Source organism: Mycobacterium sp. E342, from assembly GCF_001667665.1.
Lineage (GTDB): Bacteria > Actinomycetota > Actinomycetes > Mycobacteriales > Mycobacteriaceae > Mycobacterium.
On sequence record NZ_LZJM01000097.1, the window covers coordinates 1 to 26,167 of the forward strand.

General features: G+C 66.9%; 23 protein-coding genes and 3 pseudogenes. 11 read left to right on the forward strand and 15 right to left on the reverse strand.

Annotated elements, in window-relative coordinates; all coding sequences use genetic code 11:
- Positions 1-372 (forward strand): annotated as a pseudogene (locus A5692_RS06315) (glycosyl hydrolase family 15); the annotation flags it as partial.
- On the opposite strand, the pseudogene A5692_RS28055 reads toward A5692_RS06315, so the two are convergent.
- A pseudogene (locus A5692_RS28055) lies at positions 365-733 on the reverse strand (trehalase-like domain-containing protein); the annotation flags it as partial. The pseudogenes A5692_RS06315 and A5692_RS28055 sit on opposite strands and share 8 nt — an antisense overlap.
- A gap of 107 nt (positions 734-840) precedes the next feature.
- Positions 841-2,076 (reverse strand): FAD-dependent oxidoreductase, encoded by a 1,236-nt coding sequence (locus A5692_RS06320; RefSeq protein WP_068053526.1) that lies wholly within the window; start codon positions 2,074-2,076, stop codon positions 841-843.
- A 53-nt stretch (positions 2,077-2,129) separates the two neighbouring features.
- On the opposite strand from A5692_RS06320, the gene A5692_RS06325 reads away from it, so the two are divergent.
- The 5 genes from A5692_RS06325 (at position 2,130) to A5692_RS06345 (ending at position 6,471) form a co-directional block, all read left to right on the forward strand.
- Complete coding sequence (locus A5692_RS06325) at positions 2,130-2,324, forward strand: hypothetical protein (protein WP_067918713.1); 195 nt, start codon at positions 2,130-2,132, stop codon at positions 2,322-2,324.
- Between the two features lie 321 nt (positions 2,325-2,645).
- On the forward strand, positions 2,646-3,677 hold the full coding sequence (locus A5692_RS06330) for a sulfate ABC transporter substrate-binding protein (protein WP_068053528.1): 1,032 nt from the start codon (positions 2,646-2,648) through the stop codon (positions 3,675-3,677).
- Entirely contained in the window at positions 3,674-4,555 is an 882-nt protein-coding gene (gene cysT / locus A5692_RS06335; protein WP_068053531.1) for a sulfate ABC transporter permease subunit CysT, read from the forward strand. Before A5692_RS06330 ends, cysT begins: the two co-directional genes overlap by 4 nt.
- The gene (gene cysW / locus A5692_RS06340; RefSeq protein WP_068053534.1) at positions 4,552-5,364 is read left to right on the forward strand and encodes a sulfate ABC transporter permease subunit CysW; all 813 of its coding nucleotides are present in this window, start codon (positions 4,552-4,554) and stop codon (positions 5,362-5,364) included. The genes cysT and cysW overlap by 4 nt, the downstream gene beginning before the upstream one ends.
- A 21-nt stretch (positions 5,365-5,385) precedes the next feature.
- Entirely contained in the window at positions 5,386-6,471 is a 1,086-nt protein-coding gene (locus A5692_RS06345; RefSeq protein ID WP_068053537.1) for a sulfate/molybdate ABC transporter ATP-binding protein, read from the forward strand.
- A gap of 31 nt (positions 6,472-6,502) precedes the next feature.
- Here A5692_RS06345 and A5692_RS06350 read toward each other — a convergent pair whose 3' ends face one another.
- The 3 genes from A5692_RS06350 to A5692_RS30350 all read right to left on the reverse strand — a co-directional run bounded on the left by A5692_RS06350 (position 6,503) and on the right by A5692_RS30350 (position 9,122).
- Entirely contained in the window at positions 6,503-7,243 is a 741-nt protein-coding gene (locus A5692_RS06350) for a phosphoadenylyl-sulfate reductase (protein ID WP_068053539.1), read from the reverse strand.
- Entirely contained in the window at positions 7,240-8,919 is a 1,680-nt protein-coding gene (locus tag A5692_RS06355; protein WP_068053542.1) for a nitrite/sulfite reductase, read from the reverse strand. The genes A5692_RS06350 and A5692_RS06355 overlap by 4 nt, the downstream gene beginning before the upstream one ends.
- 110 nt (positions 8,920-9,029) lie before the next feature.
- Positions 9,030-9,122: an Ms4527A family Cys-rich leader peptide gene (locus A5692_RS30350; RefSeq protein WP_368664890.1), complete on the reverse strand. Its 93-nt coding sequence runs from the start codon at positions 9,120-9,122 to the stop codon at positions 9,030-9,032.
- Between the two features lie 170 nt (positions 9,123-9,292).
- Between A5692_RS30350 and hemW the strand changes: the two genes are divergently transcribed.
- On the forward strand, positions 9,293-10,465 hold the full coding sequence (hemW, locus tag A5692_RS06360; RefSeq protein ID WP_068053544.1) for a radical SAM family heme chaperone HemW: 1,173 nt from the start codon (positions 9,293-9,295) through the stop codon (positions 10,463-10,465).
- 3 nt (positions 10,466-10,468) lie between these two features.
- Here the strand turns inward: hemW and A5692_RS06365 are convergent, their stop codons facing one another.
- From A5692_RS06365 to A5692_RS06375, 3 genes are all read right to left on the reverse strand, one after another.
- Complete coding sequence (locus A5692_RS06365) at positions 10,469-11,692, reverse strand: sodium-dependent bicarbonate transport family permease (RefSeq protein ID WP_068053546.1); 1,224 nt, start codon at positions 11,690-11,692, stop codon at positions 10,469-10,471.
- 229 nt (positions 11,693-11,921) lie between these two features.
- Entirely contained in the window at positions 11,922-13,160 is a 1,239-nt protein-coding gene (locus A5692_RS06370) for a sodium-dependent bicarbonate transport family permease (protein WP_068053552.1), read from the reverse strand.
- A 289-nt stretch (positions 13,161-13,449) separates the two neighbouring features.
- Positions 13,450-13,662 carry a hypothetical protein gene (locus tag A5692_RS06375; protein ID WP_068053720.1) on the reverse strand — a complete coding sequence of 71 codons (213 nt, stop codon included), beginning with the start codon at positions 13,660-13,662 and terminating at the stop codon, positions 13,450-13,452.
- Positions 13,663-14,164: 502 nt separating this feature from the next.
- On the opposite strand from A5692_RS06375, the gene A5692_RS06380 reads away from it, so the two are divergent.
- Together A5692_RS06380 and A5692_RS06385 are read left to right on the forward strand one after the other, a co-directional pair.
- The gene (locus tag A5692_RS06380; protein WP_068053556.1) at positions 14,165-15,517 is read left to right on the forward strand and encodes a salicylate synthase; all 1,353 of its coding nucleotides are present in this window, start codon (positions 14,165-14,167) and stop codon (positions 15,515-15,517) included.
- Between the two features lie 165 nt (positions 15,518-15,682).
- The gene (locus A5692_RS06385; protein ID WP_068053558.1) at positions 15,683-16,699 is read left to right on the forward strand and encodes an acyl-ACP desaturase; all 1,017 of its coding nucleotides are present in this window, start codon (positions 15,683-15,685) and stop codon (positions 16,697-16,699) included.
- A gap of 15 nt (positions 16,700-16,714) precedes the next feature.
- Here the strand turns inward: A5692_RS06385 and A5692_RS06390 are convergent, their stop codons facing one another.
- The 4 genes from A5692_RS06390 to A5692_RS06405 are packed head-to-tail and all read right to left on the reverse strand — an operon-like array spanning position 16,715 to position 20,946.
- Complete coding sequence (locus A5692_RS06390) at positions 16,715-17,641, reverse strand: MerR family transcriptional regulator (RefSeq protein WP_068053561.1); 927 nt, start codon at positions 17,639-17,641, stop codon at positions 16,715-16,717.
- Positions 17,642-17,644: 3 nt separating this feature from the next.
- Positions 17,645-19,141 carry a flavin-containing monooxygenase gene (locus A5692_RS06395; RefSeq protein WP_369830268.1) on the reverse strand — a complete coding sequence of 499 codons (1,497 nt, stop codon included), beginning with the start codon at positions 19,139-19,141 and terminating at the stop codon, positions 17,645-17,647.
- 2 nt (positions 19,142-19,143) lie between these two features.
- Positions 19,144-20,064, reverse strand: a complete 921-nt coding sequence (locus A5692_RS06400) for a reductase (protein ID WP_068053567.1) — start codon at positions 20,062-20,064, stop codon at positions 19,144-19,146.
- Between the two features lie 24 nt (positions 20,065-20,088).
- Entirely contained in the window at positions 20,089-20,946 is an 858-nt protein-coding gene (locus A5692_RS06405) for an SDR family NAD(P)-dependent oxidoreductase (RefSeq protein WP_068053570.1), read from the reverse strand.
- A 153-nt stretch (positions 20,947-21,099) separates the two neighbouring features.
- On the opposite strand from A5692_RS06405, the pseudogene A5692_RS06410 reads away from it, so the two are divergent.
- Positions 21,100-21,282 (forward strand): annotated as a pseudogene (locus A5692_RS06410) (wax ester/triacylglycerol synthase family O-acyltransferase); the annotation flags it as partial.
- Between the two features lie 109 nt (positions 21,283-21,391).
- Entirely contained in the window at positions 21,392-21,739 is a 348-nt protein-coding gene (locus A5692_RS06415; protein ID WP_068053722.1) for a cupin domain-containing protein, read from the forward strand.
- 32 nt (positions 21,740-21,771) lie between these two features.
- Here the strand turns inward: A5692_RS06415 and A5692_RS06420 are convergent, their stop codons facing one another.
- The 3 genes from A5692_RS06420 to A5692_RS06430 are packed head-to-tail and all read right to left on the reverse strand — an operon-like array spanning position 21,772 to position 26,151.
- Positions 21,772-24,363 (reverse strand): multicopper oxidase domain-containing protein, encoded by a 2,592-nt coding sequence (locus A5692_RS06420; RefSeq protein WP_068053576.1) that lies wholly within the window; start codon positions 24,361-24,363, stop codon positions 21,772-21,774.
- Entirely contained in the window at positions 24,360-25,451 is a 1,092-nt protein-coding gene (locus A5692_RS06425; RefSeq protein ID WP_068053584.1) for a hypothetical protein, read from the reverse strand. The genes A5692_RS06420 and A5692_RS06425 overlap by 4 nt, the downstream gene beginning before the upstream one ends.
- Positions 25,441-26,151 (reverse strand): metalloregulator ArsR/SmtB family transcription factor, encoded by a 711-nt coding sequence (locus A5692_RS06430; protein WP_068053586.1) that lies wholly within the window; start codon positions 26,149-26,151, stop codon positions 25,441-25,443. Before A5692_RS06430 ends, A5692_RS06425 begins: the two co-directional genes overlap by 11 nt.
- Between the last annotated feature and the right edge of the window lie 16 nt (positions 26,152-26,167).

Here is a 26,167-nt window from a genome sequence, read left to right on the forward strand (position 1 = left end):
CGCTACCTGCCCGGCAGCCTGATCATGGAGACCACGTGGCAAACCCACACCGGGTGGTTGATCGTGCGTGACGCGCTGGTGATGGGGCCGTGGCACGACATCGAGCGCCGATCGCGGACGCACCGCCGCACCCCGATGGACTGGGACGCCGAGCACATCCTGTTGCGCACGGTGCGCTGCGTCAGCGGCACCGTCGAGCTGATGATGAGCTGCGAGCCGGCGTTCGACTACCACCGCGTCGGCGCCACCTGGGAATACTCGGCCAACGCGTACGGCGAGGCCATCGCGCGGGCCGCCAAGCAGCCCGACGCCCACCCGACGTTGCGGCTCACCACGAACCTGCGGATCGGGCTGGAGGGGCGCGAAGCGCGTCACGCACGATCAACCACCCGGTGTGGGTTTGCCACGTGGTCTCCATGATCAGGCTGCCGGGCAGGTAGCGACGGGCCGAGGGCACTGAGACGCCGTAGGGCCCGAGCCGGAAGTGGCCGGCGCTGCGGTCCAGGATGGCACCGAACACGCTGGGGGAGTCCGGCCGCGGCACGCACAGCCATTCGACGGATCCCGCGGGGGAGATCAGGCACGTCGTCTCCCAGTCCGACAGAAACGCATAGTCGGCGATCGGCGGAAACGGGTTCCGCAGGGCCGCGCTGGAAGCGAGGGGCGCCGGTGCGCTGAAGTCGATGGGCGAAGGCAAGACCGCCGGAGCCGCCTGGAACGCCTCCTCGGGCATGGCGTCGGCGGGCTGGTCATCGGGCTGGGCGTGCAAAACCATCCCGACATCATCATCTGTTGAGCGGCCCGGCGTCCATTCTTTCGCCGACGTGGCGTCGGTGTGGTTCAACCTCGGCGTCGGGCAAACCTGGGGGCGTGCTCGGGCAGCGGACCGATGGCGACGAGGTAGCCGGCCAGCCGCCGCATTGCCGCGGACCTGCCCACCAGCCGCACACCGAGCGGCGCGCGGTGTTCGTTTCCGCTGACCGCTGCGGCGATCACGTTGGCGTGGATGACCCGCTGTGCCGTCTGCAGCAGCAACGTGGGAAGCCAACGGCGCGCCTGCACGCGGGCCAACCGCCAGCTGGGCACCCGGCCCGCGCGCAACGCGCCCGCCAGGATGCGCGCGGCGGCCACCGCGTCGGCCACCGCCAGGTTGATCCCGACGCCGCCGACCGGTGACATCGCGTGCGCGGAGTCGCCGATGAACAGGACGCCGCCGGCGTACCAGCGTCGAAGCCGATTCAGTTGTACGTCAAGCAGTTTCACGTCATCGAACGATGTCAGCGTCTGTACCCGGTCACCGAGCCAGGGCACCATGCCGACCAGCGCCCGGTGCAGCGATTCGATGCCTTGCGACCTCAGCCGGGCGTCGGTCCCCTTCGGGATGATGTAGGCGATCTGGTAGTAATCGCCGCGATCGATCACGATGACCGCGTGTCCGGCCCGCAGCACGCCGGCCAGTCCGCGTGGATCGCCGGGGTGGCGCGGGAGCCGGAACCACCACACGTCCATGGGCGCGCCGAAACTGTGCGGATCCAGGCCCAGCGCCGAACGCACCGTGGACGAGCGACCATCGCAGGCCACGGTCAGCTCGGCGCGCATGCTTTTCGCCTCACCGGCCTGGTCACGGTAGGTGACGCCGACGACTCGGTCGGCGTCGCGGATGACGCCGGTGACCTCGGTGCTGCGCAACAGCCGGAAGCTCGGCTCGGCCTCGGCGGCGGTGGCCACCAGTTCCAGGAAGTCCCATTGCGGCACCAGGGCGATGTGCTTGTGCGCGCCCGGGAGACCGGTCAGGTCGAGGGCCACCGGCTCGTTCTGTATCTCCATGTGGACGGTGTCGATGAGCCGATGCGGGATCTGCGCGAACCGGCCGCCCAATCCCAGCTCGTCGAGCAGTCCCAAGGTGCTCGCGTGCACCGTGTCCCCGCGGAAATCGCGCAGGAAGTCGGCGTGCTTTTCCATCACCGTGACGTCAACACCGGCGCGGGCCAGCAGCAGCCCTAGCACCATGCCCGCCGGGCCCCCGCCGGCGATGAGGCAAGCCGTCGACTCGGGCGCGGACGACGGGGCAGCCATGCGCCGATCTTGGCACATTGGTTTTCCGGCGCAAGGCCGAATAGGGTGAGCCCGTGACCGCGTTCCTGAATTGGTGGGACGGCAACGAGCTGTGGCTTTCCGGGCTCGCTTTCGTACTCCAGGCCATGGTGGTGATGCCGGTCGTGCTCTTGGTCGCCGCGGTCACGGCGGGCCTGCTCGATGGGTTGCTCGGCAAGGGCATCGCCCTGATGCGTCGTGCCCGCCACGCCGGTGAGGCGCCCGGGTAGCGCGCATGCCTCGGTCACACGTGACGTTGATTCTCGTCGCGCTCGTGGTGCTGGTGATCGTCGCGTGGTTGCTGACGCACTGAGCATGCAGGCCGTCCGCCAGGCACTCGAGCGGTGGCGGCCCACCGATTCCTGTTAGGCTTCGCGCCATGCAGGTGACATCAGGTGTCGTGGAGCGCCATGTCTTCGTGCACTGTTGTCGCTGACTGCCAAACCCGTGTGCGGTCTGGTATGGGGTTTGTGATATCTCCCGTCGGATAAGGCGCCTTTCCGCAGCATCGGGACCGCTGTCTCCTTGAGTCCCCGTACTGGAAGGCCCGAATGCTCAACGACACCGCACTGCGTTGGCGGTCGATGGTCACGTTTGCCCTGACTGTCGCTGTCGTGGCCGGGTGTAGCGGCGGTCCCAGCGATGTCGTCGGCGGGGGCGGGCCGGCGAATGCGCGCACGAGCATCACCCTGGTGGCCTATTCCGTTCCAGAACCGGGCTGGAGCAAGGTGATCCCGGCGTTCAACGCCGCCGATGAGGGCAAGGGCGTGCAGGTGATCACCTCCTACGGCGCCTCCGGTGACCAATCGCGCGGTGTCCTCGACGGCAAGCCGGCCGACATCGTGAATTTCTCCGTCGAATCGGACATCACCCGGCTGGTGAAGGCCGGAAAGATATCCAAGGATTGGAATGCCGACGCCACCAAGGGAATTCCGTTCGGGTCGGTGGTGACGTTGTTGGTGCGCAAGGGGAATCCGAAGAACATCAAGGACTGGGACGACCTGCTGCGGCCTGGAGTGGAGGTCATCACACCCAGTCCGCTGAGCTCGGGGTCGGCCAAGTGGAATCTGCTGGCGCCGTATGCGGTCAAGAGCGAGGGTGGCAGCAACCCCCAGGCCGGCGTCGACTTCATCAGCAAGCTGGTGCACGAACACGTCAAGCTGCGTCCGAGTTCGGGCCGGGAGGCTACCGATGTGTTCGTCCAGGGCAGTGGGGACGTGTTGATCAGTTACGAGAACGAGGCGATCGCCACGGAGCGCGCGGGCAAGCCGGTCGAGCACATCAACCCGCCGCAGACGTTCAAGATCGAGAATCCGGTCGCGGTGGTGAGCACCAGCACACACCTGGATGCCGCGGTCGCCTTCAAGAACTTCCAGTACACGGCCACGGCGCAGAAGGTGTGGGCGCAGGCCGGCTTTCGGCCGGTCGACCCGGCCGTCGCGGCCGAGTTTCGCGGCCAGTTTCCGGCGCCGGCGAAACTGTGGACGATCGCCGACCTCGGTGGCTGGTCGACGACGGACCCGCAGTTGTTCGACAAAACCACCGGCAGCATCACCAAGATCTACACGCAGGCCACGGGATGACGGCCGCGCTGACGCCCGGTCCCCGGGCGATCGGGCCCGAGCTGGGCGGCGACGGGCGCCGCCCAGCGCAGGGCCGGCGGGGCACCCGCGGGAGCGCGACGTCTTTGCGGGTGGGCGTGGCGGCGGTGTGGCTTTCGGTGATCGTGCTGCTGCCGCTGGCCGCCATCGCGTGGCAGGCCGCGGGTGGTGGCTGGCACGCGTTCTGGTTGGCGGTCACTTCGAATGCGGCGCTGGAGTCGTTTCGGGTGACGCTGACCATCTCCGCCGGCGTCGCGTTGGTGAACCTGGTCTTCGGTCTGGTCATCGCCTGGGTGCTGGTGCGGGACGACTTCGTCGGCAAGCGGCTGGTGGACGCGATCATCGACCTGCCGTTCGCGCTGCCCACCATCGTCGCCAGCCTGGTGATGCTGGCCCTCTACGGCAACAACAGCCCGGTGCATCTTCACCTGCAGCACACGGCGTGGGGTGTGGCGGTGGCGCTGGCCTTCGTCACACTGCCCTTCGTGGTGCGCGCGGTGCAGCCGGTGTTGCTGGAGATCGATCGGGAGACCGAGGAGGCGGCGGCGTCGTTGGGCGCCACCGCTCCCAAGATCTTCACCTCGGTCGTGCTGCCGTCGTTGACGCCCGCGCTGTTGTCCGGTGCGGGCCTGGCGTTCTCGCGCGCGATCGGCGAGTTCGGGTCGGTGGTGTTGATCGGTGGCGCGGTGCCCGGCAAGACGGAAGTGTCTTCGCAATGGATACGGACCCTGATCGAGAACGACGACCGCACCGGCGCCGCCGCGATATCCATCGTGTTGCTGTCGATCTCGTTTGTCGTGCTGTTCCTGCTGAGGGTCGTGGGTGGGCGAACGGCCAAACGTGAGGAGCTGGCCGCGTGACGCTGAGCCCCAGGGTCCGATACCTGATCCGATTCATCGGGCTCGCATACATCTTCGTTCTGCTGGTTGTCCCGGTGGCCCTGATCCTGTGGCGGACCTTCCAACCCGGGATCGGTCAATTCCTCGACTGGGTGAGCACACCCGCGGCGATATCGGCGCTGAACCTGACCTTGCTGGTGGTCGCCATCGTGGTGCCGCTGAACGTGGTCTTCGGTATTCCTACCGCTTTGGTGCTGGCCCGCAACAGGTTTCGGGGCAAGGGCGTGCTGCAGGCGGCGATCGACCTGCCGTTCGCGGTGTCACCGGTGATCGTGGGTGTCGCCCTGATCCTGTTGTGGGGATCCGCCGGCGCGTTCGGCTTCGTCGAGAGAGATCTCGGGTTCAAGATCATCTTCGGGCTGCCCGGCATCGTGCTTGCCAGCGTCTTCGTCACCCTGCCGTTCGTGGTGCGCGAGGTGGAACCGGTTCTGCACGAACTGGGCACCGACCAGGAAGAGGCGGCCTCGACCCTGGGATCGGGCTGGTGGCAGACCTTCTGGCGGATCACCTTGCCCTCCATCCGATGGGGCCTGACCTATGGCATCGTGCTGACCATCGCGCGCACCCTCGGCGAATACGGTGCCGTCATCATCGTGTCGTCCAACCTGCCGGGTAAGTCGCAAACCCTGACGTTGCTGGTGTCGGATCGGTACAACCGCGGCGCCGAGTATGGGGCCTACGCGCTGTCCACGCTGTTGATGGGCGTTGCGGTATTGGTCCTGATCTTCCAAGTGATTCTGGACGTCCGCCGAGCACGAGCGGCCGGGTAGGCCCGACATGGAGACTCGTAGATGACCGACAACAACCGGCACGTCGACCACGCCATCATCGTGCGCAATGCCTACAAGCGCTACGGCGACTTCGTGGCCTTGGACAATGTGGACTTCGTCGTGCCCTCCGGCTCGCTGACGGCACTGTTGGGTCCCAGCGGTTCCGGCAAGTCGACCCTGCTGCGTGCCATCGCCGGGCTCGACCAGCCCGACAGCGGAACGATCACGATCAACGGTTCGGATGTCACGCGGGTGCCGCCGCAGCGACGGGGCATCGGATTCGTGTTCCAGCACTATGCGGCGTTCAAGCACTTGACCGTTCGTGACAACGTCGCCTACGGGCTGAAGATCCGCAAGCGGCCCAAAGCCGAGGTCAAGGCCAAGGTGGACAACCTGCTGGAAGTGGTGGGGCTGAGCGGATTTCAAAACCGCTACCCCAACCAGCTCTCCGGCGGCCAACGGCAGCGGATGGCGCTCGCGCGGGCGCTGGCCGTCGACCCGCAGGTGCTGCTGCTCGACGAGCCGTTCGGCGCCCTGGACGCCAAGGTGCGTGAGGACCTGCGTTCGTGGTTACGCCGCCTGCACGACGAGGTGCACGTGACCACGGTGCTGGTCACCCACGACCAGGCGGAGGCCTTGGACGTCGCCGACAGGATCGCCGTGCTCAATCACGGTCGCATCGAGCAAGTGGGATCGCCGACCGAGGTTTACGACGCGCCGGCGAGCGCCTTCGTGATGTCGTTTCTCGGGGCGGTGTCCACCCTGAACGGGAATCTGGTTCGGCCACATGACATCCGGGTGGGCCGCAACCCCGAGATGGCGATTGCGGGCGGGGATGGCACCGCGGAATCGATCGGGGTGGTGCGCGCCACCGTCGACCGCGTCGTCGTGCTGGGCTTCGAGGTGCGGGTGGAATTGACCAGCGCCGCCACCGGCGGGCCCTTCACCGCGCAGATCACCCGCGGCGACGCCGAGGCGCTGGCCCTACGCGAAGGCGACACCGTCTACGTGCGCGCCACCCGAATGCCGTTCATCGCCGATCAGGCGACGGCCGCCCGCGGCGACGGCCCGGCCGGCGAGGATCAAACCACGCTGACCTCTGCGTAAGACCTCGGCCTGACTTGAGCGCTTTCGCCGGCTACGCGTGCAGCCCGCACTCGGTCTTGGCCAGCCCCTGCCAGCGTCCACTGCGCGGGTCCGCCCCGGCCAGCGGTTTGGCCGTGCACGGTTCGCAGCCGATGGACGGATACCCGTCGTAGACAAGCGGATTGACCAGCACGCCGTGCTCGTCGATGTAGTTCTGCATGTCCTCGTCGGTCCACGTCGCCAGCGGGTTGATCTTCACCAGCTTGAAACCCTCGTCGAAACCGATCACCGGGGTGTTGGCGCGCGTCTTCGCCTCGCTGCGGCGCAGCCCGGTCACCCAGGCGGAGTACCCGCTCAGAGCCCGGCGCAGCGGCACGACCTTGCGCAGCCGGCAGCACTCGCCGGGATCCCGGGAGAACAGGTTCGTGCCCAGCAGCTGGTCCTGCTCGGCCACCGTCTGCTCGGGCGTGATGTTCAGCACGTGAATGTCGTAGACCGATTCGACCGCGTCCCGGGTTCCGATGGTTTCGGCGAAGTGGTAGCCGGTGTCGAGGAAGACCACCGGCACACCCGGCCGGACCTTGGACGCCAGATCGATCAACACGGCCTCCTGCATGCTCGAGGTCAGCACATAGTTGCAGGTGGCCCAGCCGCGTGGCCCGTTGACTCCGCCGAAGGTCTCATCGGTCCAGCGCAGAACCTCGATGGCGCTGGCGCCCTCGAGCTCCGCGGCGCCCCGCGCCGCCAGGTCCCGCAGTTGCGCCTCGGTTCGTTTCGTTGCTTGCCCACTCATCGTAAATCGTCCTCATCTGCCCGAATCGCCCACTGCGCGAACCGTTCTCCCGCACTGCGGTGTTTGATGAAGTTGCGTACCACCCGATCGATGTAGTCACCCAGCTCGTCGCTGGTGACCTTGTGCTGGCGCAGCTTTCGCCCGAATCCGCTGTCCAGCCCGAGGCTGCCCCCCAGGTGCACCTGGAAGCCCTCGACGGAGCCCCCATGACCGTCGTCGACCATTTGGCCCTTGAAGCCGATGTCGGCCACCTGAATTCGCGCACACGAGTTCGGGCAACCGTTGATGTTGACCGTGATCGGCACGTCGAGCGCGGCGTTGACGTCCTCGAGCCGGCGTTCCAGCTCGGGCACCAAGACCTGCGCCTTGCCCCGAGTTTCGGCGAACGACAGCTTGCAGTATTCGATGCCCGTGCACGCCATCAGGTTTCGCCGCCAATGCGACGGCGTGGTCTGCAGCCCGAGTGCCTCCAGGCCGGCGAGCACCTCGTCGAGTTTGTCGTCGGCGATGTCGAGGATGACCAGCTTCTGGTACGGGGTGAACCGGATCCGGTTGGCGCCGGCCCGGTCCATCAGGTCGGCGACCGCCGAGAGGATGGTGCCCGAGACCCGGCCGGCGATCGGAGCGGCCCCGACCGCGTTGAGCCCGTTCTTGAGCCGTTGCACCCTGATGTGATCGATCGGATGTTTGAGCGGCTCGGGGGCCGGGCCGTCGATCAGCGGCCGCTTGAGGTACTCCGTTTCCAGCACCTCACGGAATTTTGCTATGCCCCAGTCCTTGATCAAGAACTTCAGCCGTGCCTTGGACCGCAGCCGCCGGTAGCCGTAGTCGCGGAATATCGAGGTCACGGCCTCCCAGACCTCGGGTACCTCGTCCAGCGGCACCCAGGCGCCGACCCGCTGGGCCAGCATCGGGTTGGTGGACAGACCGCCGCCGACCCACAGGTCCAGGCCGGGCCCGTGCTCGGGGTGGTTGACGCCGATGAAGGCGATGTCGTTGATCTCGTGCGCGACATCCTGCAGACCCGAGATGGCGGTCTTGTACTTGCGCGGCAGGTCGGCGAAGTCCGGCTTGCCGATGTAGCGGCGCACGATCTCGTCGATCGCCCAGGTGGGGTCGAGCACCTCGTCGAGCGACTCGCCGGCCAGCGGTGAACCCAGGATCACGCGGGGGCAGTCGCCGCACGCCTCGGCGGTCTGCAGGCCGACCTCGGCGAGTCGCCGCCAGATCTCCGGGACGCGCTCGACCTCGATCCAGTGCATCTGCACGTTCTGGCGGTCGGAGATGTCGGCGGTGTCGCGACCGAACTCCGTCGAGATCTGGCCGACCGTACGCAGCGCGGCGGCCGACAGCGCGCCGCCGTCGCAGCGCACCCGCATCATGAAGTACTTGGCTTCGAGCAGATCGGCGTTCTCGTCACCCGTGAACGTGCCGTCGTAGCCCTGTTCGCGCTGGGTGTAGAGCCCCCACCAGCGAAAGCGCCCGCGCAGGTCACTCTTGTCGATGCTGTCGAACCCGGCCTTGGCGTAGACATTTTCGATGCGTTCGCGCACGTCGAGGGGGGCGCCGGCCTGCTTCATCTCTTCGTTGGGATTGAGCGGTTCCCGATCTCCCAGCGCCCACTGGCCCTCGTTGCGAGCCTTGTTTGGGGACCCAGCGGGTCGGGCGGTGGTCATTGGAAAAGGTCTCCTTTTCGACATCGCAGGCATGAAAGCGCAGCTCACCGGTGGTATCGGCGGCGCAGATCCGATGCCAGCTGGACGTACAGGTGGGCGGGTCTACGACATCAAGGGAGACAGCAACAGCTGCAAACACGCTTGAGATCAATGTGCCGCCGCGCCACGAGCGCAATGCGAAGGCTGGGCTGAGCGACGGTCACGTGCCCATTGTGCCATGCCCGACGGGGGGCCGTGCCATCAGGTCAAATATCGGCTCACGGTGAGCGAAATCCCCGATTAAACTGGCCGCCCCGGTAAAAACACCCCGAATTTTGCCGTCGGGCCGGATCGACGCCCCGGCCACGACGAGCGCACCGTGGGATGATTTGGCATGGCACTTCGCGAGGAACCGGTCGAGCTGCCCGATCTGCAGCCCGTCCCCGGGCGCCCGTTCGGGATGTACATCCATGTTCCGTTCTGCATAACACGTTGCGGCTATTGCGATTTCAACACGTACACGCCGGCCGAGTTGGGTGGCGTGAACCCCGACGCGTGGCTGGCGGCGCTGCGGACGGAGCTGAAGCTGGCGGCCGAGCGGCTTCCCGGGCCGACGGTGAACACGGTATTCGTCGGGGGAGGGACACCGTCGCTGTTGGGCGGCACGCGGGTGGCAACGATCCTGGACATGGTGCGCGAGCATTTCGCGCTGGCACCCGACGCCGAGGTCACCACGGAGGCCAACCCGGAGTCGGCCTGGCCGGACTTCTTCGACGCCGTCCGCGCGGCCGGCTATACGCGGGTGTCGCTCGGCATGCAGTCGGTGTCCCCGCGAGTGCTGGGGGTGCTCGACCGCATTCACACCCCGAACCGGTCGGCGGCCGCCGCCCGCGAAGCGTTGGACGCCGGCTTCGAACACGTCAGCCTCGACCTGATCTATGGGACGCCGGGGGAGTCCGACGACGATCTGCTGCGCTCGGTCGACACGACGATCGACACCGGCGTCGATCATGTGTCCGCCTACGCGCTGGTCGTCGAGGAAGGGACCGCGCTGGCCCGGCGGGTGCGGCGCGGAGAGCTGGCGGCCCCCGACGACGATGTGCTGGCGCACCGCTACGAGTTGCTCGATGCGCGGCTGTCCGAGGCCGGCATGTCGTGGTACGAGGTGTCCAACTGGTCGCGGCCCGGCGGTGAATGCCGGCACAACCTCGGCTATTGGGATGGTGGCCAGTGGTGGGGCGCAGGGCCGGGAGCCCATGGCCACGTCGGAGCCACGCGCTGGTGGAATGTCAAGCATCCCAACGCCTACGCGGAGACGCTGGCCCGTACCGCATTGCCGGTGGCCGGATTCGAGCGGTTGGACGCCGACGCCCTGCACACCGAGGACGTGTTGTTGAAAACCCGACTGCGCCAGGGTCTTCCGCGCGAGTTGTTGAGCCCCGTCGAGCAAGAGCGCGCCGAAGGCACGGTCGCCGATGGGTTGCTGGTGTCCGACGCCGACCGGTTCGTCCTCACGCCGCGCGGACGGCTGCTGGCCGACGCGGTGGTGCGCACGGTCCTGGGGTAGTGCTCAAATCGCCGGAAACCAGTGCGCGACTGCTCGATTGATCTCGATGTAAATCGGGATCCCGATGGTGACGGTGTAGGAGAACGTCAAACCCAGCGCCGCCGCGAGCGGCAGAGTCGGGCTCGCTTCAGGGATGCCCAACCGCTGCACCGCGGGAAGCGTGATGTAGGACGCCGAGCTGCACAAGACCGCGAAGAGCACATAGGTACCCGGCTGAAAGTGGGTGTCGGTGAGGTTCGCGTAGCAGTAGGCGGCCACGATACCCAGTAGCGCAAACAAGTTGGGCGCCAACAACCCGAAGACGATGAACCCACTGCCCGCGAGTCTGAGATCCCGCAACTTGCGGGACGCCGTCATGCCCATCTCGAGCAGGAACAAACACAGCACCCCCTGAAACGCCGCGACGAAAAGCTCGTTCTGGTCGTGCACCACCTTCTGGCCCTGCAGCGCGCCGATGAACCCGATGGCGATACCACCGACGAGGAGGATCAGTCCGGGGTTGAGAAACACTTCCTGCAAGATCGCGCCCGACATCAGTGGCGCTTTGTTGCGTTGCGGGTTGGCGTCGTACCACTCGGGATGCTCTTGCTTTTCCAGCGAGAGGGCCAGCTCCTCCTCGATCCCGCGCTCGACGTCGTCATCTCCCTCGGCCCGTCCCCGCTGCTCGGCCACTCCCGGCCCCACCGCCACGGGTGCGGTGTAGCCGTGTTCGTCCGGCATGAACCCGGCCTCGTCCATCCCCCGGTGCCGTAGCCGGGCCACCAGGTAGAGCGCCACCAGACATCCGGGAATCTCCATGAACGCCAGCAGGACCGGCATGTAGGCGTCGAAGGCGATCCTGACGCCGGCGAGGACGGCCACGCAGGTCGCGAAGGTACCCGCCGAGTCCGATCCGTAATAGCCGGCGACCGCCGCCCGGTCGACGCGTCGGAGCCGGGTCAGGTATCTGAGCAGGAAGTAGGTGAGGGCGCCGACGACGACATTGAGCGCGAAGCCCAGAGCGACGAACCCGGCGATGTTGTCGATGTCGGCCGGTTTCACCTTCGCCAGTTCCTCACCGCCCTGCCAGCCGATGGCCACCAGCAGGTACATGGTCAGGCCCTGATAGATCACGTACGGGAACTCGAACCGCACCCTCAGGATCGGGATCAGGAACCCGAAATAGAAGAACAGCAACAGCGGCTTGAAGAGATTGTGGATGAAGTTCTGCCACAACTCGTAAAGCATCTACGCCTCCCGGCGACGCAGTCGGCCCTGCGAGGGACGGCAACCGACGCGCGGCGTCAACGAACTTAGTGGAAACCCGCCGATTCGGGGGGCCCGACCCCACCCGTCTTTACGAACAATTAACAACGAGCGGAAGCGGACGCCACCCGGTGCACCGCCGGAACGCGTCAAAGGCCCTGTGGCACAGGATGGTTCGGTGGTCCCGACGATCGCCCGGCCGGGGTGAACGCTAGAACCAGTGGGCTATCAGCCGGTTGACCTCGATGTAGAGCGGGATACCGATGGTGACGTTGTAGGAGAACGTCAAACCGAGCGATGCGGCCAACGGCAGGGTGGGGCTGGCTTCGGGGATCGCCAACCGCTGGACAGCGGGGACGGCGATGTAGGAGGCCGCGCCGCAGAGCACCGCGAAGAGCACGTAGGTGCCGGGCTTGAAATCGGCATGGGTGAGTGAGGAGTAGATGTGGGCGATCAGGATGCCAAGGGGAGCAAAGATGTTCGGGGCCAGCAGGCCGAAGAAGATGAAACCGGGACCGGCCGTTCGCAGGTCCTTGAGCTTCCGGGAGGCGGTCATGCCCATTTCGAGCAGGAACAAACAGAGCACGCCCTGGAACGCGAGGACAAAGAACTTGTCGTCGTCGGCGACCACCTTCTGGCCCTGTAACCCACTCACCAGGCCGATGATGATGCCACCCATGAGCAGGACGAGCCCGGGGTTGAGGAACACCTCCTGGAACAGCTCCCGGGAGAAGATGGGCGGCTTTTTGCCGGCGGTGTGAGGCGGGCTCTGGTCGGGCTCCCAGTCCGGATGGTCGAGTTTTTCCAGGGAGAGTTCCAGCTCTTCCTCTAGCCCGCGCTCATGCTCGGCCTCCTCGAGGCTCTGGCCGTGCGGGGGCATTGCAGCGGCGCCGGGCCCGACTGCCACCTTGACCGGCGCGGTGTAGCCCGGCTCGTCCTCCATGTTCCCGGCCGCGTCCATCCCGCGGTGACGAAGGCGCGCCACGAAGTACAGCGCCACCAGACAGCCCGGAATCTCCATGACCGCCAACATGACCGGCATGTAGGCGTTGAACGCCATGCCCACGGCCGTCAGGACGGCCACGCAGGTGGCGAACGTCCCCGCCGAGTCTGACCCGTAATACCCGGCGACCGTCGCCCGGTCGATTCGTCGAAGCGAGGTCAGCCAATTCAGCAGCAGGTAGGCGATGCCGCCGATGACGAAGTTGAGCACGAAGCCCAACACCATGAAGCCCACGATCACCCCGACGCTGCCGGCGCTGATCTTGGCGAGTTCCTCTCCGCCGTGCCAGCCGATGGCCAGCAGCAGATACATCGTCAGACCCTGATAGATCACATAGGGGAATTCGAACCGCACCTTCAGGATCGGAATGAGGAACCCGAAGTAGAAGAAGAGCAGGAGCGGCTTGAACAGGTTGTGGGTGAAGTTGTGCCAAAACTCTTGCAGCATCCGATGCCTTCCTCGATGAGTGCGGTGATCAGGGAAAGCACCGTTCGCAAGCGGAGCCACCACGAACATCCCGACGACCGTGCAAAACTTATCCCCGCGGGTGTCAAACCGCCACTCGAATGCAAAGCACGACGTTTAAGCGTGTCGGACCGATCCGGGGTGGCCGAAGGCCACTAAAATGCCTGGTCAGAGGCCCGCGCGTGGCGCCCTCGCCGACGTGTGCCGGCGCCAGGATAGGCGTGGATTTGGTGTGAAGGTGCTGTGTATTTGCTGTGGGCCCAATGGCGGGTCAGCGATTCGACGAAATCAGCGACGGCCGCACCCCGACGCCCTTCTTCCGGTGTGTCACCGACACCCACGCCATTGGCGAGTAATGGGTGGTGATTTCCTCGAAACCGTCGACGCGGGAAACCGTGAGCACGCCCGTATCCTGATTGATCTCGAGTTCGTCCCCGTCGCCACCCTGAACCTCTTCGCCGTTCGCGAGGCGGATTACGAACATGGTGTTCCTCTCGAAATGGTTGGCCGGCACTGAGCGATCAGTCGGGTCGATTCACGATGCGCCCGTCGTCCGGCCGAAGCAACCCTCGAACGTCCGCACAGGAGTTCACGACGCCACTCCTTTACACGCGCCGACGGAGCTGTCCAGCCACCGCACCAACAGGTCCCCGGCCAGCGGGTTCACACGGTTAGACAGCAATTTTAGGAGACGGCACGCCTGGCCGGTCGGGCACTGTGCGGCCGCGGCGTAAACGGTCGGGAAACGTTTGGTGTCGCCGACGTCCTGGCGGCGGGGCCGCGCCGTCGACGACGGCCCTCGCCGCACCCCTGCCAGCTGCGGAAACGGGAAACCGACCGGACGCCGAGCTCCCGGGGCGCGCCTCGGTGCGGGGATGGCCGGCGCTTTAACTCGAGGGGAGTTTTGGCCGGAGGGCCGGGGTGCGATCGACCGCCGCGGGGATCGGTCGCGCACTCTTAGATAGGTTAGGCTACATTTACTAACCGTGACCGAGGTCAGCGTTCAGACGAGTTCCGCCGGCTCCACGTCGTCACCGATTCCGCTTCCCGAGCACGTCGACCCGGCCGACTTGGCCGCCGAGCTGGTCGCACGGCTGCCCGAGCGGGTCGGCGAGGAGTACGTCCTGTATGAGCGCAGTGGTCAATGGGTGCTGGGCAGTGGCGTGCGCGCGATGATCGAGCTGGACAGCGACGAGGTGCGCGTCATCCGGGACGGGGTGACCCAGCGGCAAGAGTGGTCGGGGCGGCCCGGCCCCGTTCTCGGCGAAGCCGTCGACAGACTGTTGCTCGAGACCGCCCAACTCCTCGGCTGGATCGCCTTCGAGTTCGGCGTGTATCGCTATGGGCTGCAACACCGGCTGGCGCCACGTACACCGCTGGCCCGCGTGGTCTGGCCGCGTACTCGCATCGTGGTGACCCGGCAGGAGGTGCAGCTGTGGGGCGCGACCGCGGTTCATCGCGATACGGTGCTCGGCCTGCTGGGCGACGGTGTGCCGGACGCGGGCCTGCCTCGCGCCCTTGACGTTGTCGCCGACCCTTCGGGCTACCGCGATCGGGTGGCGTCGGCCGTCGGCGAGATCGCGGCGGGTCGCTACCACAAGGTCATCCTCTCCCGCTGTCTGGAAATCCCCTTCGCGCTGGACTTTCCGTCCACCTACCGGCTGGGTCGCCGACACAACACCCCGGTGCGGTCGTTCCTGTTGCGGCTGGGCGGGATTCGCGCGCTCGGTTACAGCCCCGAACTCGTCGCGGCCGTCCGTGACGACGGGATGGTCGTGACCGAGCCCCTGGCGGGTACCCGCGCACTGGGTCGCGGTGTGGCGCGCGACCGACAGGCGCGCGACGATCTGGAATCGAATTCCAAAGAGATTGTCGAACATGCAATTTCGGTGCGGAGTTCGCTGCAGGAGATGACCGAGATCGCCGCACCCGGCAGCGTCGCGGTCACCGACTTCATGACGGTGCGGGAGCGCGGGAGCGTGCAGCACCTCGGGTCCACGGTCAGGGGGCGGCTGGATCCGTCGAACGACCGGATGGACGCGCTGGAAGCGCTCTTCCCGGCCGTCACCGCGTCGGGCATCCCGAAAGCGGACGGCGTGGAAGCGATCCTGCGTCTCGACGAGAGCCCGCGCGGACTGTATTCGGGAGCGGTCGTGATGTTTTCGGCTGATGGCGGCCTGGACGCGGCGCTGACGCTGCGGGCGGCCTACGAACGCGACGGCAAGGCGTGGCTGCGAGCCGGCGCCGGCATCATCGAAGAGTCCACGCCCGAGCGCGAATTCGAAGAGACCTGCGAAAAGCTCTCCACTCTCGCGCCGTATCTGGTTGCGCGCCGCTGATCGTCTGACCGGTGGTGGCGAAGATCACCGCGGCGCGCTGAGCGCCCTTCCGCCATAGGGACCTTTGGCCCTAGTTCGCGCAATTTCCGGCGTGTCATCTTTATGTAACCGCATGACACAGATACATTGTGCGTTACTTGACGGCACACATAACTGGAGGGCTTTGTGTCCAAAGATCTGACAAACCTGCAGCTACTCCACGAGCTGGAGCCTGTGGTCGAGGGTCTGCTCAACCGCCACCTTTCGATGTTCAAAGAGTGGAATCCACACGATTACGTCCCATGGTCGGACGGCAAGAACTTCCATGCGCTGGACGGTCAGGACTGGGAGCCCGGGGACACCCGGCTGCCCGATGTCGCGCAGGTGGCGATGGTGCAAAACCTGCTGACAGAGGACAATTTGCCGTCGTATCACCGCGAGATCGCGATGAACTTCAGCATGGACGGCCCCTGGGGGCAGTGGGTCAACCGATGGACGGCCGAGGAGGCCAGGCACAGCACGTCGCTGCGCGACTACCTGGTTGTCACCCGCGTCGTCGACCCGGTGGCGTTGGAGAAGCTGCGCATGGAGCAAATGACGCGAGGCTTCAGCCCGGGGCAGAATCAGCAGGGCGACATGTTTGCCGAGAGCTTGTTCGACGCGGTCATGTACGTGTCTTTTCAGGAACTGGCCACCCGCGTTTCCCACCGCAATACCGGTAAGGCATCTCAGGACCCCATCGCCGAGCGGCTGATGGCCAGGGTGTCCCACGACGAGAACCTGCACATGATCTTCTACCGGGACGTCAGTGCGGCGGGCCTGGACATCGCCCCGAACCAGGCGATGAAGTCGGTGCACCGGATCTTGCGTAACTTCAAGATGCCCGGGTTCACGGTGCCGGAGTTCCGGCGTAAGGCGGTGGTCATCGCCGTCGGCGGCGTCTACGACCCGCGCATTCATCTGGACGAAGTGGTGATGCCGGTGCTCAGGAATTGGCGCATCTTCGAACGCGAAGACTTCAGCGGCGAGGCCGCGCGGATGCGCGACGATCTGGCGGTGCTGGTCAAGGAGCTCGAGCAGGCCTCCGACAAGTTCGAGGAATCCAAGCAGCGCTATCTCGAGCGCGAGGCCCGCAAGACCGAAAAGATCACCGCGAGGAAAGTGCTTGAGACGGAGGGGCGGCTGACCCTGAGCGGGCACTGAGGCGGGGCGTGACGTTCAGGCCGACGAGCTGGACTCCAGATAGTCGGAGAGGATGCGGCCCGCGAGTGCCTCGATGTTGGACTCGATCGACGACGCGAGCGTGGCGGTAACGGTGGCCACGGCCTGGGTACGGAACCGCACCAACATGGTGATCAGCTCGGCGATCTCGGCATCCGCCGGAAGGGGCTCGCCCGGTTTGATGCGGTCCAGCACGTGCTCGGCCCCGGCGCGGACCAGCAGGTCGCTGATCTTGTCGATTTCGGGCACGATCTGCTCGTGTAGGTCGATCAGCTTTTCCAATTCGACCCCGTAGCTACGGATTTCGTTGAACGCTTCGATCAGTTTGGGGCGGGTGAGGGTGGCTTGTGCCCCGTCGACCCGGATGACGTGCAACGCTACCAGGCGTCCGAAAGCCTCTGGGTCGTCGACGAGTCGCTGCGCGTCGACCAGCGGCATGGTCTCTGGTTTCTCGGTGGTCCAGGTGCCCACGATGGCCGTCTCCAGGCCCAGCACGTCGCCGAGGCTCTTGCCTTCCTCCCAGGCGCTGAGCATTTCGCGCACGTGCGCGATGGTGTATCCGCGGTCGAGCATCGAGGTGATCAGCCGCAGCCGGGTCAGGTGGGTGTCGTTGAACAAGGCGATGCGGCCGACGCGCAACGGCGGGGGGAGCAGCCCGCGGTCACGGTAGACCCTGATGTTGCGGGTGGTGGTGCCGGCCAGCCGGGCCAGGTCGTCGATCCGGTATTCGCCGGATACGGGGTCGCCGTGGGGATGGCGGACGGCCGCGTCGAAAAGTTGCGAGACCGCCGTCTCGATCAATTGCCGGTACTCCCGCGATTGGCGCCGAACTCGCTTGGGCGCGCGCCGCACGTTGTGCAACACGCTGGCGATCGTGCCGGGTTCGGGTCGTGAAGAGCGGTCGAGCGGGCGGTCCGGTGCCATGTGTCAGCCCGACGAGACGGCAGACGCCCGGGAGCGGTGTGCCACCGCTTGGTAGTCCTGGTAGCGGAAATCCCTCATCTGGCGAAGATACTGCGTCGCGAAACCGGGGTACATCGACCCGTTGTATCCGTCCTTGGTGAGGTACCAACTGCGGCAGCCGGACATCCACGTCGTCTTGGTGAGGCGCCGCTGGAGGCCGTCGTTGTGGCGGCGCTGGGCCTCTTCGCGCACGTCGAGATAGCGCAGGTCGTTGTCGAGGATGGCAGTGATGCCGCGTACCGCGTACTCCAGCTGACCCTCGATGTAGACCAGCAGGGAGTTGTGGCCGGGCCCGGAGTTGGGTCCGGTCATGACGAACAGGTTCGGGTACCCGTGCACGCTGATGCTCTTGTAAGCCTGTGCGCCACCGGCCCATTCGTCGGCCAGTGACCGGCCGCCGAGCCCGGTGACCGCAAATGGCGGTCCGGTCAGATGGACGTCGTAGCCGGTGGCGAAGACGATGCAGTCGACGTGATGCTCGATGCCGTCGCTGGTGCGGATGCCGGCCGGGCTCAGGGTGGCGATCGGCCAGTCGATGAGCTTGCAGTTGTCGCGCTGGAGGGCCGGGTAGTAGTCGCTGGAGACCAGCATGCGCTTGCAACCCGGGCGGAAGTCCGGCGTCAGCTGGCGCCGCAGCCACGGGTCCTTCACCTGCGCCCGCAGGTGCGCCCGACCCAGGCGCGCGGCCAGCGAGGTCAGCGGCGTGTCCCACACCAGAGCCGTGGCGCTGGCCTCGTGGCCCCAGAACAGGGCCTGACGCGCAAGTTGCTGGGCCGCAGGGACTTTGGCAAACAGGGCTTGCACGGCCGGCGGGGTGGCGGCGTCGACGCGCGGCAAGACCCAGCACGGCGTGCGCTGGAAGACCTTGACGAACCCGGCCTGCTTCACCAGTTCGGGAATGATCTGAATCGCGCTGGCGCCGGTGCCGATGACGGCGACGCGTTTGCCGGCGAAATCGTAGCCGTGGTCCCAGCGGGCGCTGTGCACCTTGTGTCCGCGATAACTGTCCAGGCCGCGAATGTCGGGGAAGCTCGCGTCCGACAGCGGCCCCGATGCGAGGACGACGGTGCGCGCACGGAATTGCCTGCGGCGTTTGGTGGTCGCGGTCCAGACTCCGCTGTCCTCGTCGAACGCCAAGCCGCTGACCTCGTGGCCGAATCGAATGAGGCGGCGGACGTCGAACCTGGTCGCCATGTCTTCCAGGTGGCGGCAGATCTCCGGGGCAGGGGAGTAGGTACGCGACCACGTCGGGTTCTTGACGAACGAGTACGAGTACAGCAGCGAGGGAACGTCACAGCTGGCGCCGGGATAGGTGGTGTCGCGCCAAGTTCCGCCGACCCGGTCGCTGCGTTCGAGGATCATGATGTCGTCGACCCCGGCGTCGGCCAACCGGATCGCGGCTCCGAGCCCGGTGAAGCCGGCCCCGATGATGAGCACCGCGTGGGTGCGGTCGTCGGTCATGGTCACGCCGCCGGCTCGTGGGTGAGTTCTCCAACCCAAGTCGGTACCGACGGAAGCAGGGGCCGCGGATATCGGTCGGAAAGCCATACCATCGAATTCGCCAGCAGGTGGTACGGGTGGCGTGGATTTGTGACCACTCCCGCGTAGCGCCTCAGGAAACGATAAGTCGGTACCCGCCTAGTACGTTCGCCGCGATCGCCAAGCTCTTTGAATCTTTTCACAGCTCTGTAAAGCCGCTCCGGCTCCATACCCATGGCGGTGATCTCGTTGCGGATCCTGTTGATCAGCGGTGCGCCCATGATCGCACCGATGATGAGACCCGGAGTGGCATTGTGACCGACGAAGTCGATCAGTAACCGTCGGATCTTCGCGTGCCCGATCATGTCGAGGACTTCGAAATCGACAACCAGGTGGCGTGATTCGTCATTGTTGATCTTCTCGAAGACCTGGTGGCAGATGGGGTCGTGCACCTCGTCGAGGAGGAATTTCAACAGGGCGCCGTCCAGTGCGACTTCGAGCATCGGAATGACGGTGCCCAGCAGAGACAGCGGCATGTCGTCGGCCCAGCGGTCCAACCAGTCGATCGCCAGTCGGATGTTCACGTTCGGCTCGGGAATCTCACCGTCCTCGAGCATCCCCCAGCGCTTCATCAGCGCCAGTTCTGCGTTGGCGTGACGCTGCTCCTCGGCGTGGAAGTAGCGGTAGATCTCGGCGATGGTCGGCGTGGGTGCCTTCTTCGCTAGCGCCGCGAAGCCTCTGGCGCCGATGTTCTCGATCCAGCACAGGTCGGCCATGAACGCCTTGAGCTGTGGCCGCTGTTCATCACTGATCATTTCGGCACCGGGCGCGTCCCAATTGATGTCCGCGAGCGCCCACTGGCGATCCTTGATCTTGGCGAGCATAGCTTCCATGTCGATGGCCACCGGGTGCTCCTTTGCGTTTGGTGATCAGGGCAGATTGATTCGGGAGATCAGGCCCGCCGCCCGCGTATAGGCCTGCGGGGCCATGCGTTTGATGCTCCAGCCGATCTTGGCGTCGAGCTGCGGCATGCAGTACAGCTCGCCGCGGTCATGCGCGTCCAGGCAGATCCGCGCGACTTTGTCCGCCGAGAATCCGGTCCAGCGCATCAGTTTGTTGGCCAGCTCGCTGGACTCCTCGCTGATGCGGCCGGACTCGACGATCTTGGTCTTCACGAAGGTCGGGCACAGCACGGTGACTCGCACCGCGGTGCCGGCCAATTCGGCGGCCAGGGTCTCCGAAAGCGACAGCACTCCGGCCTTGCTGACGTTATAGGCGGCCATGCCCGGTGCCGCGCCGAACGCCGCCGCGGAGGCAACGTTGATGATGCCTCGGGGCGCGTGCGACCGGACGGCCTCGCGCAGAATCGGGGTGAACACGTGGCAGCCGTGGATCGGCCCCCATAGATTGATGCCCAGTGTCCACACCCAATCGTCCAGGGGCGCATCACCGATGGCCGCGCCGCCGGCACCGACGCCCGCGTTGTTGATCACCAGCGTGGGTGGCTCCGAAAACCACGCCTGTGAGCGCTCGGCGAGCGCCTGGACGTCTTCGAATTTGGAGACGTCGCAATGAATAGCCACCGCCTTGCCGCCCTGTTCGGTGATCGCGCCGGCCGTGCGCGCGGCCGCGGCTTCATCGATGTCACTGCACACGACCGCGCCGCCGCGGCGCGCGAGCTCGACGGCGAACGCCGCACCGATGCCGCTTCCGGCACCGGTCACCACCGCCGATGCGCCCCGGCTGGTCTTGGCCCTGCCCAGCAGCCTGTCCACGGGTCCGAACACTTCAGTGGACCTCCTCGATGTCGCGGGGCCGCAATGGCCCGCGGGCCGGAACGCCGTCCGCCATGCCACGAAGTCAATACCAAATGGTGACATTAGTCAATGTCAGCTTCGGGCGACTTGATGCCGCCCGACATCGGCGGCCCGGGCAGCTGGGTGGCGATGCTCAGCTACGCCGAGGACCTGTTCTTCGGTGTCCTCTCCGACTACGGGGCCGTGGCCGATATCGACGCATTGTCCCGCGGAATCGAGCTAGCAGTGGCACGTCTGGTGGCAATCAGCAAGCAGCGCAAGAAAATACATCGCCGTGGAGGACTGTCACTCGTCGTCAGTGTCTAGCCAGACCTTGACGCGGTAACCGCGCTAGCGCGTTGATTGCCCGCGGCGCCTCCATCGCCAAGCCGCCACGGTGCGGCATATGATTTGCGGCGAGGAAGGAGCCTGCCCGATGGACAAGATCTCGCTCACAGCACTCGCGCGCGAGCAGTTGGCGGCCGCGCACCGCGCCGCCAGCGGCCGTAGCGCGCACACTGTTTACGGCGGTCACCAGCACACACTGCGGCAAACCATGGTTGCCTTGACCGCTGGAGCGGCGCTGCATGACCACGACAGCCCCGGCGAGGCGACCTTGCATGTATTGGAGGGACGCATCCGGCTGACGGCCCCCGAGACCAGCTGGGACGGCGCTCCGGGCGATCACCTGGTGATCCCGCCGACCCGGCATGGGGTAGAGGCCGTCAAAGACTCCGTCATCCTGCTCACCGTCGCCAAAAGCGTTCAGCTGAAGCAGGACTGAAGCGCAAATGGTGATAATCCCGGTGCGATGAGTTACCGCCCGGCTACCTCGATGATGCCGTGGGCACCGCGTTCGGCGTCGACCATCGCGTGCGACACGAACGGGTATCGACCGGGCTGGCCGAAGGTCAATTCGACGAATCCGCCTTGGGCCGCAAACATTCCGAGTGTCTGCGCACCGCCCTCGCCCGGCCCTCCCTTACCTCCCAGCCGGTAGTCGCCCTCGGACCATACGGTGTCGAACTGGCCACCGACGACGTGGAACGAGGTGCCTCGGTTCGGCCCCGCGGCCAGCACCCAGATGCGAACGCGCTCGCCCACCCGCGCGGCCAACGGCGCATGGTCGTATTGGCGAGCGTAGCCGTTGAACACCACGAGGTCGGGCTTGTCCGCGGCGACCTTGTCGGCGTCGGCATCCTGGCCGGGCGCGCCCAGGTACATCTCGGACTGGACCAGCACATACTCGCGGTCGACGCGCGGCAGGTCCGGCGGGTCGATGATCACCGCCCCGAACATGCCGTTGGCGATGTGGAGTGACATCGGCATCGTCGAGCAGTGGTAGAGCCAGATACCCGCCCGCATCGCGGTGAACCGGTACACCAGGCGCTGGCCGGGTTGGATGGTTCGCATCGGTTCGTCGGGCGCGAGCGCACCCGCGTGGAAGTCGATCGAATGCCCGGTGCTGCCGTCGTTGACGAGGGTGATCTCGAAGACGTCGCCGACCTTGCCCCGCAATGTGGGTCCGGGCGCGGTACCGCCGAATGTCCAGAGCCGCTGGGTGATTCCGGGCGAGACCTCTCGCTGGATTTCTGTCACCGGCAGCGTCACGCGGTGCTCGGCCGCTGCCGGGGGCAGCGTGGCGTCGCGTGCGGTGAAGCCGGGGGCGGGGTCCGCGCTGAGGCTGCGTGCGACATCGGCGGCGGAGATCGGCGGGAGGTGCGCCGGGCCCTGGTGGTGGTCTGGGTGGCCCGGGTGTGTGGCGGGCATCGGCGCGCCGGTCACCCGGACCGAAAACGTCATGCCCATCTGCCGGTGTCCGGCCACCGCGCACCAGCCATCGAGGCTGGAGCCGATCACTCCTGCATCGAGGACGGCCGACTCGCCCGGCGCGATCCGTCCGGTGCGGGTGCCGTTGGACAGCACCAGGTCGTGCTGGTCGGTGCCGGTGTTGACCAGGGTGATCTGCAGCCGGTCCCCGGGGGGAACCTCGACCGTGTCCGGCACGAAACGCATGTCCTCGATCCGGACCGACACCGTCGTGGTGTGGCCCGTGGCCGCCACGGCCACCTGTGGCGAGGTGCCGATTCCGAGCGACGCGGGGTCCGCGGCCACGGCGGCCGCGGTCGCCAGCACGACGACCGCGAGCCCGGCGGCGGCGATGCCGAGCCGTCGCCGCGGCGGTGCGACCTGTGGTGGGCCCAAAGCGGGCTGGTCGCGATCGCGGTGTCCCCGCCATACCCCCCGAACCAGCAGCGGCAGGAATGCCACGTAAGACACCAGCACCAGCATTGATGCCACGACCCGCACCAGGCTGGGAGTCGGAAGAACGCAGAGCAGCAGCCCGGCGTTGGCGACGGCGATCCGCCAGGGAGCCCCCCGCTCGAGCTCGGCCCCGGCGGCCAGCGTTGCCGCCCGCCCACCCATCACCACGGGCGCCAGGTAGGTCAGCGACCCGAGCAGCACCTGCACCAGGAAGCCGGCCAGTACCGGTGCCGTGAGTGCGCCGGCCGCCGCGACCGCCACCGGCCAGGTCGGCGACATCGTCAGTGCGACGGAGGCGTAGGCCAGCGACCCGATCAGCCAGGCGACGCCGGCCAACACCGACAAGGTCGCAAAGTCGTTGGGCCGCTTGCGGCGAACCTCGTCGAGATGCGGTCGCAGCACGATCCCGGTGGCACACAGATACCCGAGGGCGCCCAGCCCGGCGATCGGGGGCGATCCCGCCACCGCACCACCGGCGGTCACGGCCAGGGCGGTCAGCAGCGCCGGCAGGCCGCGGCGAGCGGCCACCTCGACTCCGTTGGCCATCCGGGTGCGCAGCATCGTCGGCCACAGCGTGACCAGCGTGCCCAGCACCGTGAGGCCCACCCAGCCGAACAAATTCAGCGCCGCGTGCGCGATGACCAACCGCTCGTGGACAGTGCCGGGGAGCGCCGGATTCGCCATCGCCACACCAAGTCCCGCGCCGATCGCCAGACACCCCGCCGCGGCGACGTAATAACGCACGGTGACGCCGAAGCGGGCCGGCAACGCGGCACGAAGCTGTCGCACAAGTGTCGCCCCGTGCACCACGGCGACGGCGCCGACCACGACACCGCCCGCCAATACCACCGACCACCACCGGCCCAGCACGCCGGTGACGACCGCGACGGCCCCGGCATTGAACGCCGCGAGGCGCAACCCTTCCGCAGTCCGTGCGGGACCGGGCGGCCGGCGCAGCAAGGCATCGGCGAAATGCCGGGTCCAGATCAGGATGGCGTTGCCCGCCGCCCCGAGCCCCAAGAGATGGACCAGCAGCCAGCCGGACAGCGGAAGGAACCGATGCCCGACCGCGACCCCGACGACCGCTGCGAGCCAGGCGAACACGACCGCCCCGACACGCAGATGCCATCGCGAGCGATTCATGCCGGCACCCGACTGGTTGCGCGGGTCGCCGAATAACCGGCAACGGCAATGAATCCGAGGACGGCCACGATGTTCAGCACACCGCCCGCCTGGAGTGCCCAGTGGACGCCGCGCGCGTCACCAACCGCCAGCCGCAGCAGCAGCGACAGGTGCAACAGCGCCGCCGGGCCGTACATCAACGGGGTGTAGGGCAGCGGGCGACGCAACACGGCGGGCAGGATCACGGGTGCGTGCGCCATGATCATCGACAGCACAAAGCCGAGCATCACCGCGTGCACCACCGCGTCATAGCCCGCACCGGAAAGGATTTGGCCGATCAGCAACCAGGTCAGCGCCGGCACCAGTAACCACACATAACCGGCAAGCAGGCACACCGCCATGTATCGGGTCAGGCCCGTTGCGCGCGCGGTGTGGCGCGCGACATCGAATCTGCCCAGCCATACCACCGTCGCCAGGAGCGCCGCGCCGAGCAACGGGTAGCCGGGTACCGGCCACAACAAGGCGGCGACGGTCCCGGCGACCATCGCCACCGTGAGGACGATCAGCAGCGTCTCGGCGGGGGTACCGAGCATCGCCACCCGGGCGAGCTCGAGTCGCTCCCCGACGATCGTGAGGATGAGGAAACCCGACAGCCAAGGCAACAGGTTGGGAACCGGCACACCGCCCAGCCACAACAGCGCCGCGCCGGTCGCCAACACCGCACCGGCTACCTGGACCACGATCGCGACGTCGGCAGATCGCCGCCACAGCGACACGTACACCGCAACCAGCGTCGCGGACCCGGCGAGCAGCACCGCGCCCCCGAGGTTTCGGGGCGCCGTGCTGACCAGCAGCACCGCGCCGGCGCCGAGGAACGCCGGGCTCAGGTAGGCCCACCACTGGTGTGCCGCCACGGCTCGCTCCAGCGCCACCACCGTGCCGACGAACCCGAGCACCAGCAGGACGCCGTGCACTTCGGCCAGCCGTGTCGTCGTGATCGGCGCGGGCACACCGAGGAGCGTCAGCGCCGCATCGAGCCCGGCCAACAGCGCGAACCCGCCGGGAACCAGAAGCAGCGCCCGGGGTGGAATCCGTCGGTCAGTTGGCATGTCGCACAACGGGATCGGGCAGGAACAGCCGGCAGGCACCGGGTTCGGCGAACGGAACGAGATCGAGTCCCCGGACGCTGGGAGCGCCAAGGCGCTCCAGCATTCCCTCGACGATGCCGAGGTGGACCTGGCAGACGATGGCCGGGTAGCGGCGGGCCGCGTCGAGCAGCGGGCAGCGACGCAGCGCGATCCCCGGGTGGGCGCCGGAAGTGTCGGGTTCGTCGTCCGGTGCGAAGCCGAGGCGCGCCAGCGCCTCGAGGACGGACTGCCGCGGATCGCCGCCGGCTTGACCGTGTACATCGATGAGCTCGCGTCCCCATTCGATGCCGGCCGCCTGCGCGTCGCGCTCGGGGTGGGCGCTGGTACGCGCCAGGTGACCGGCCAGCGCGGTCGCCAGACCCGCGTAGTCCCGAACGGCTACGGCGGGGTCGGCGGCCGACACGCGATACAGCGTGGCCGGGCGCCCGCGTCCGAGTGCGGTTGCCGTGGAGCGCTCCACGAGCCCGAGTTCAACGACCGCGTCGAGGTGTTCGCGAACGGTGTTGGGGTGCAGGTCAAGAGCGGTGGCGGCGTCGGCGACCCGGACGGGGGAGTATGCGCGCACGTACTCGAGCACCCGCAGGCGCTGCCCGGACAGCGCTATCGCGGACCGGAGCACCGGCGTCGGTTCGGGGCCCAGGGCGGCCAGGTCTTTTTTCACGGAATTTAGTGTAGTA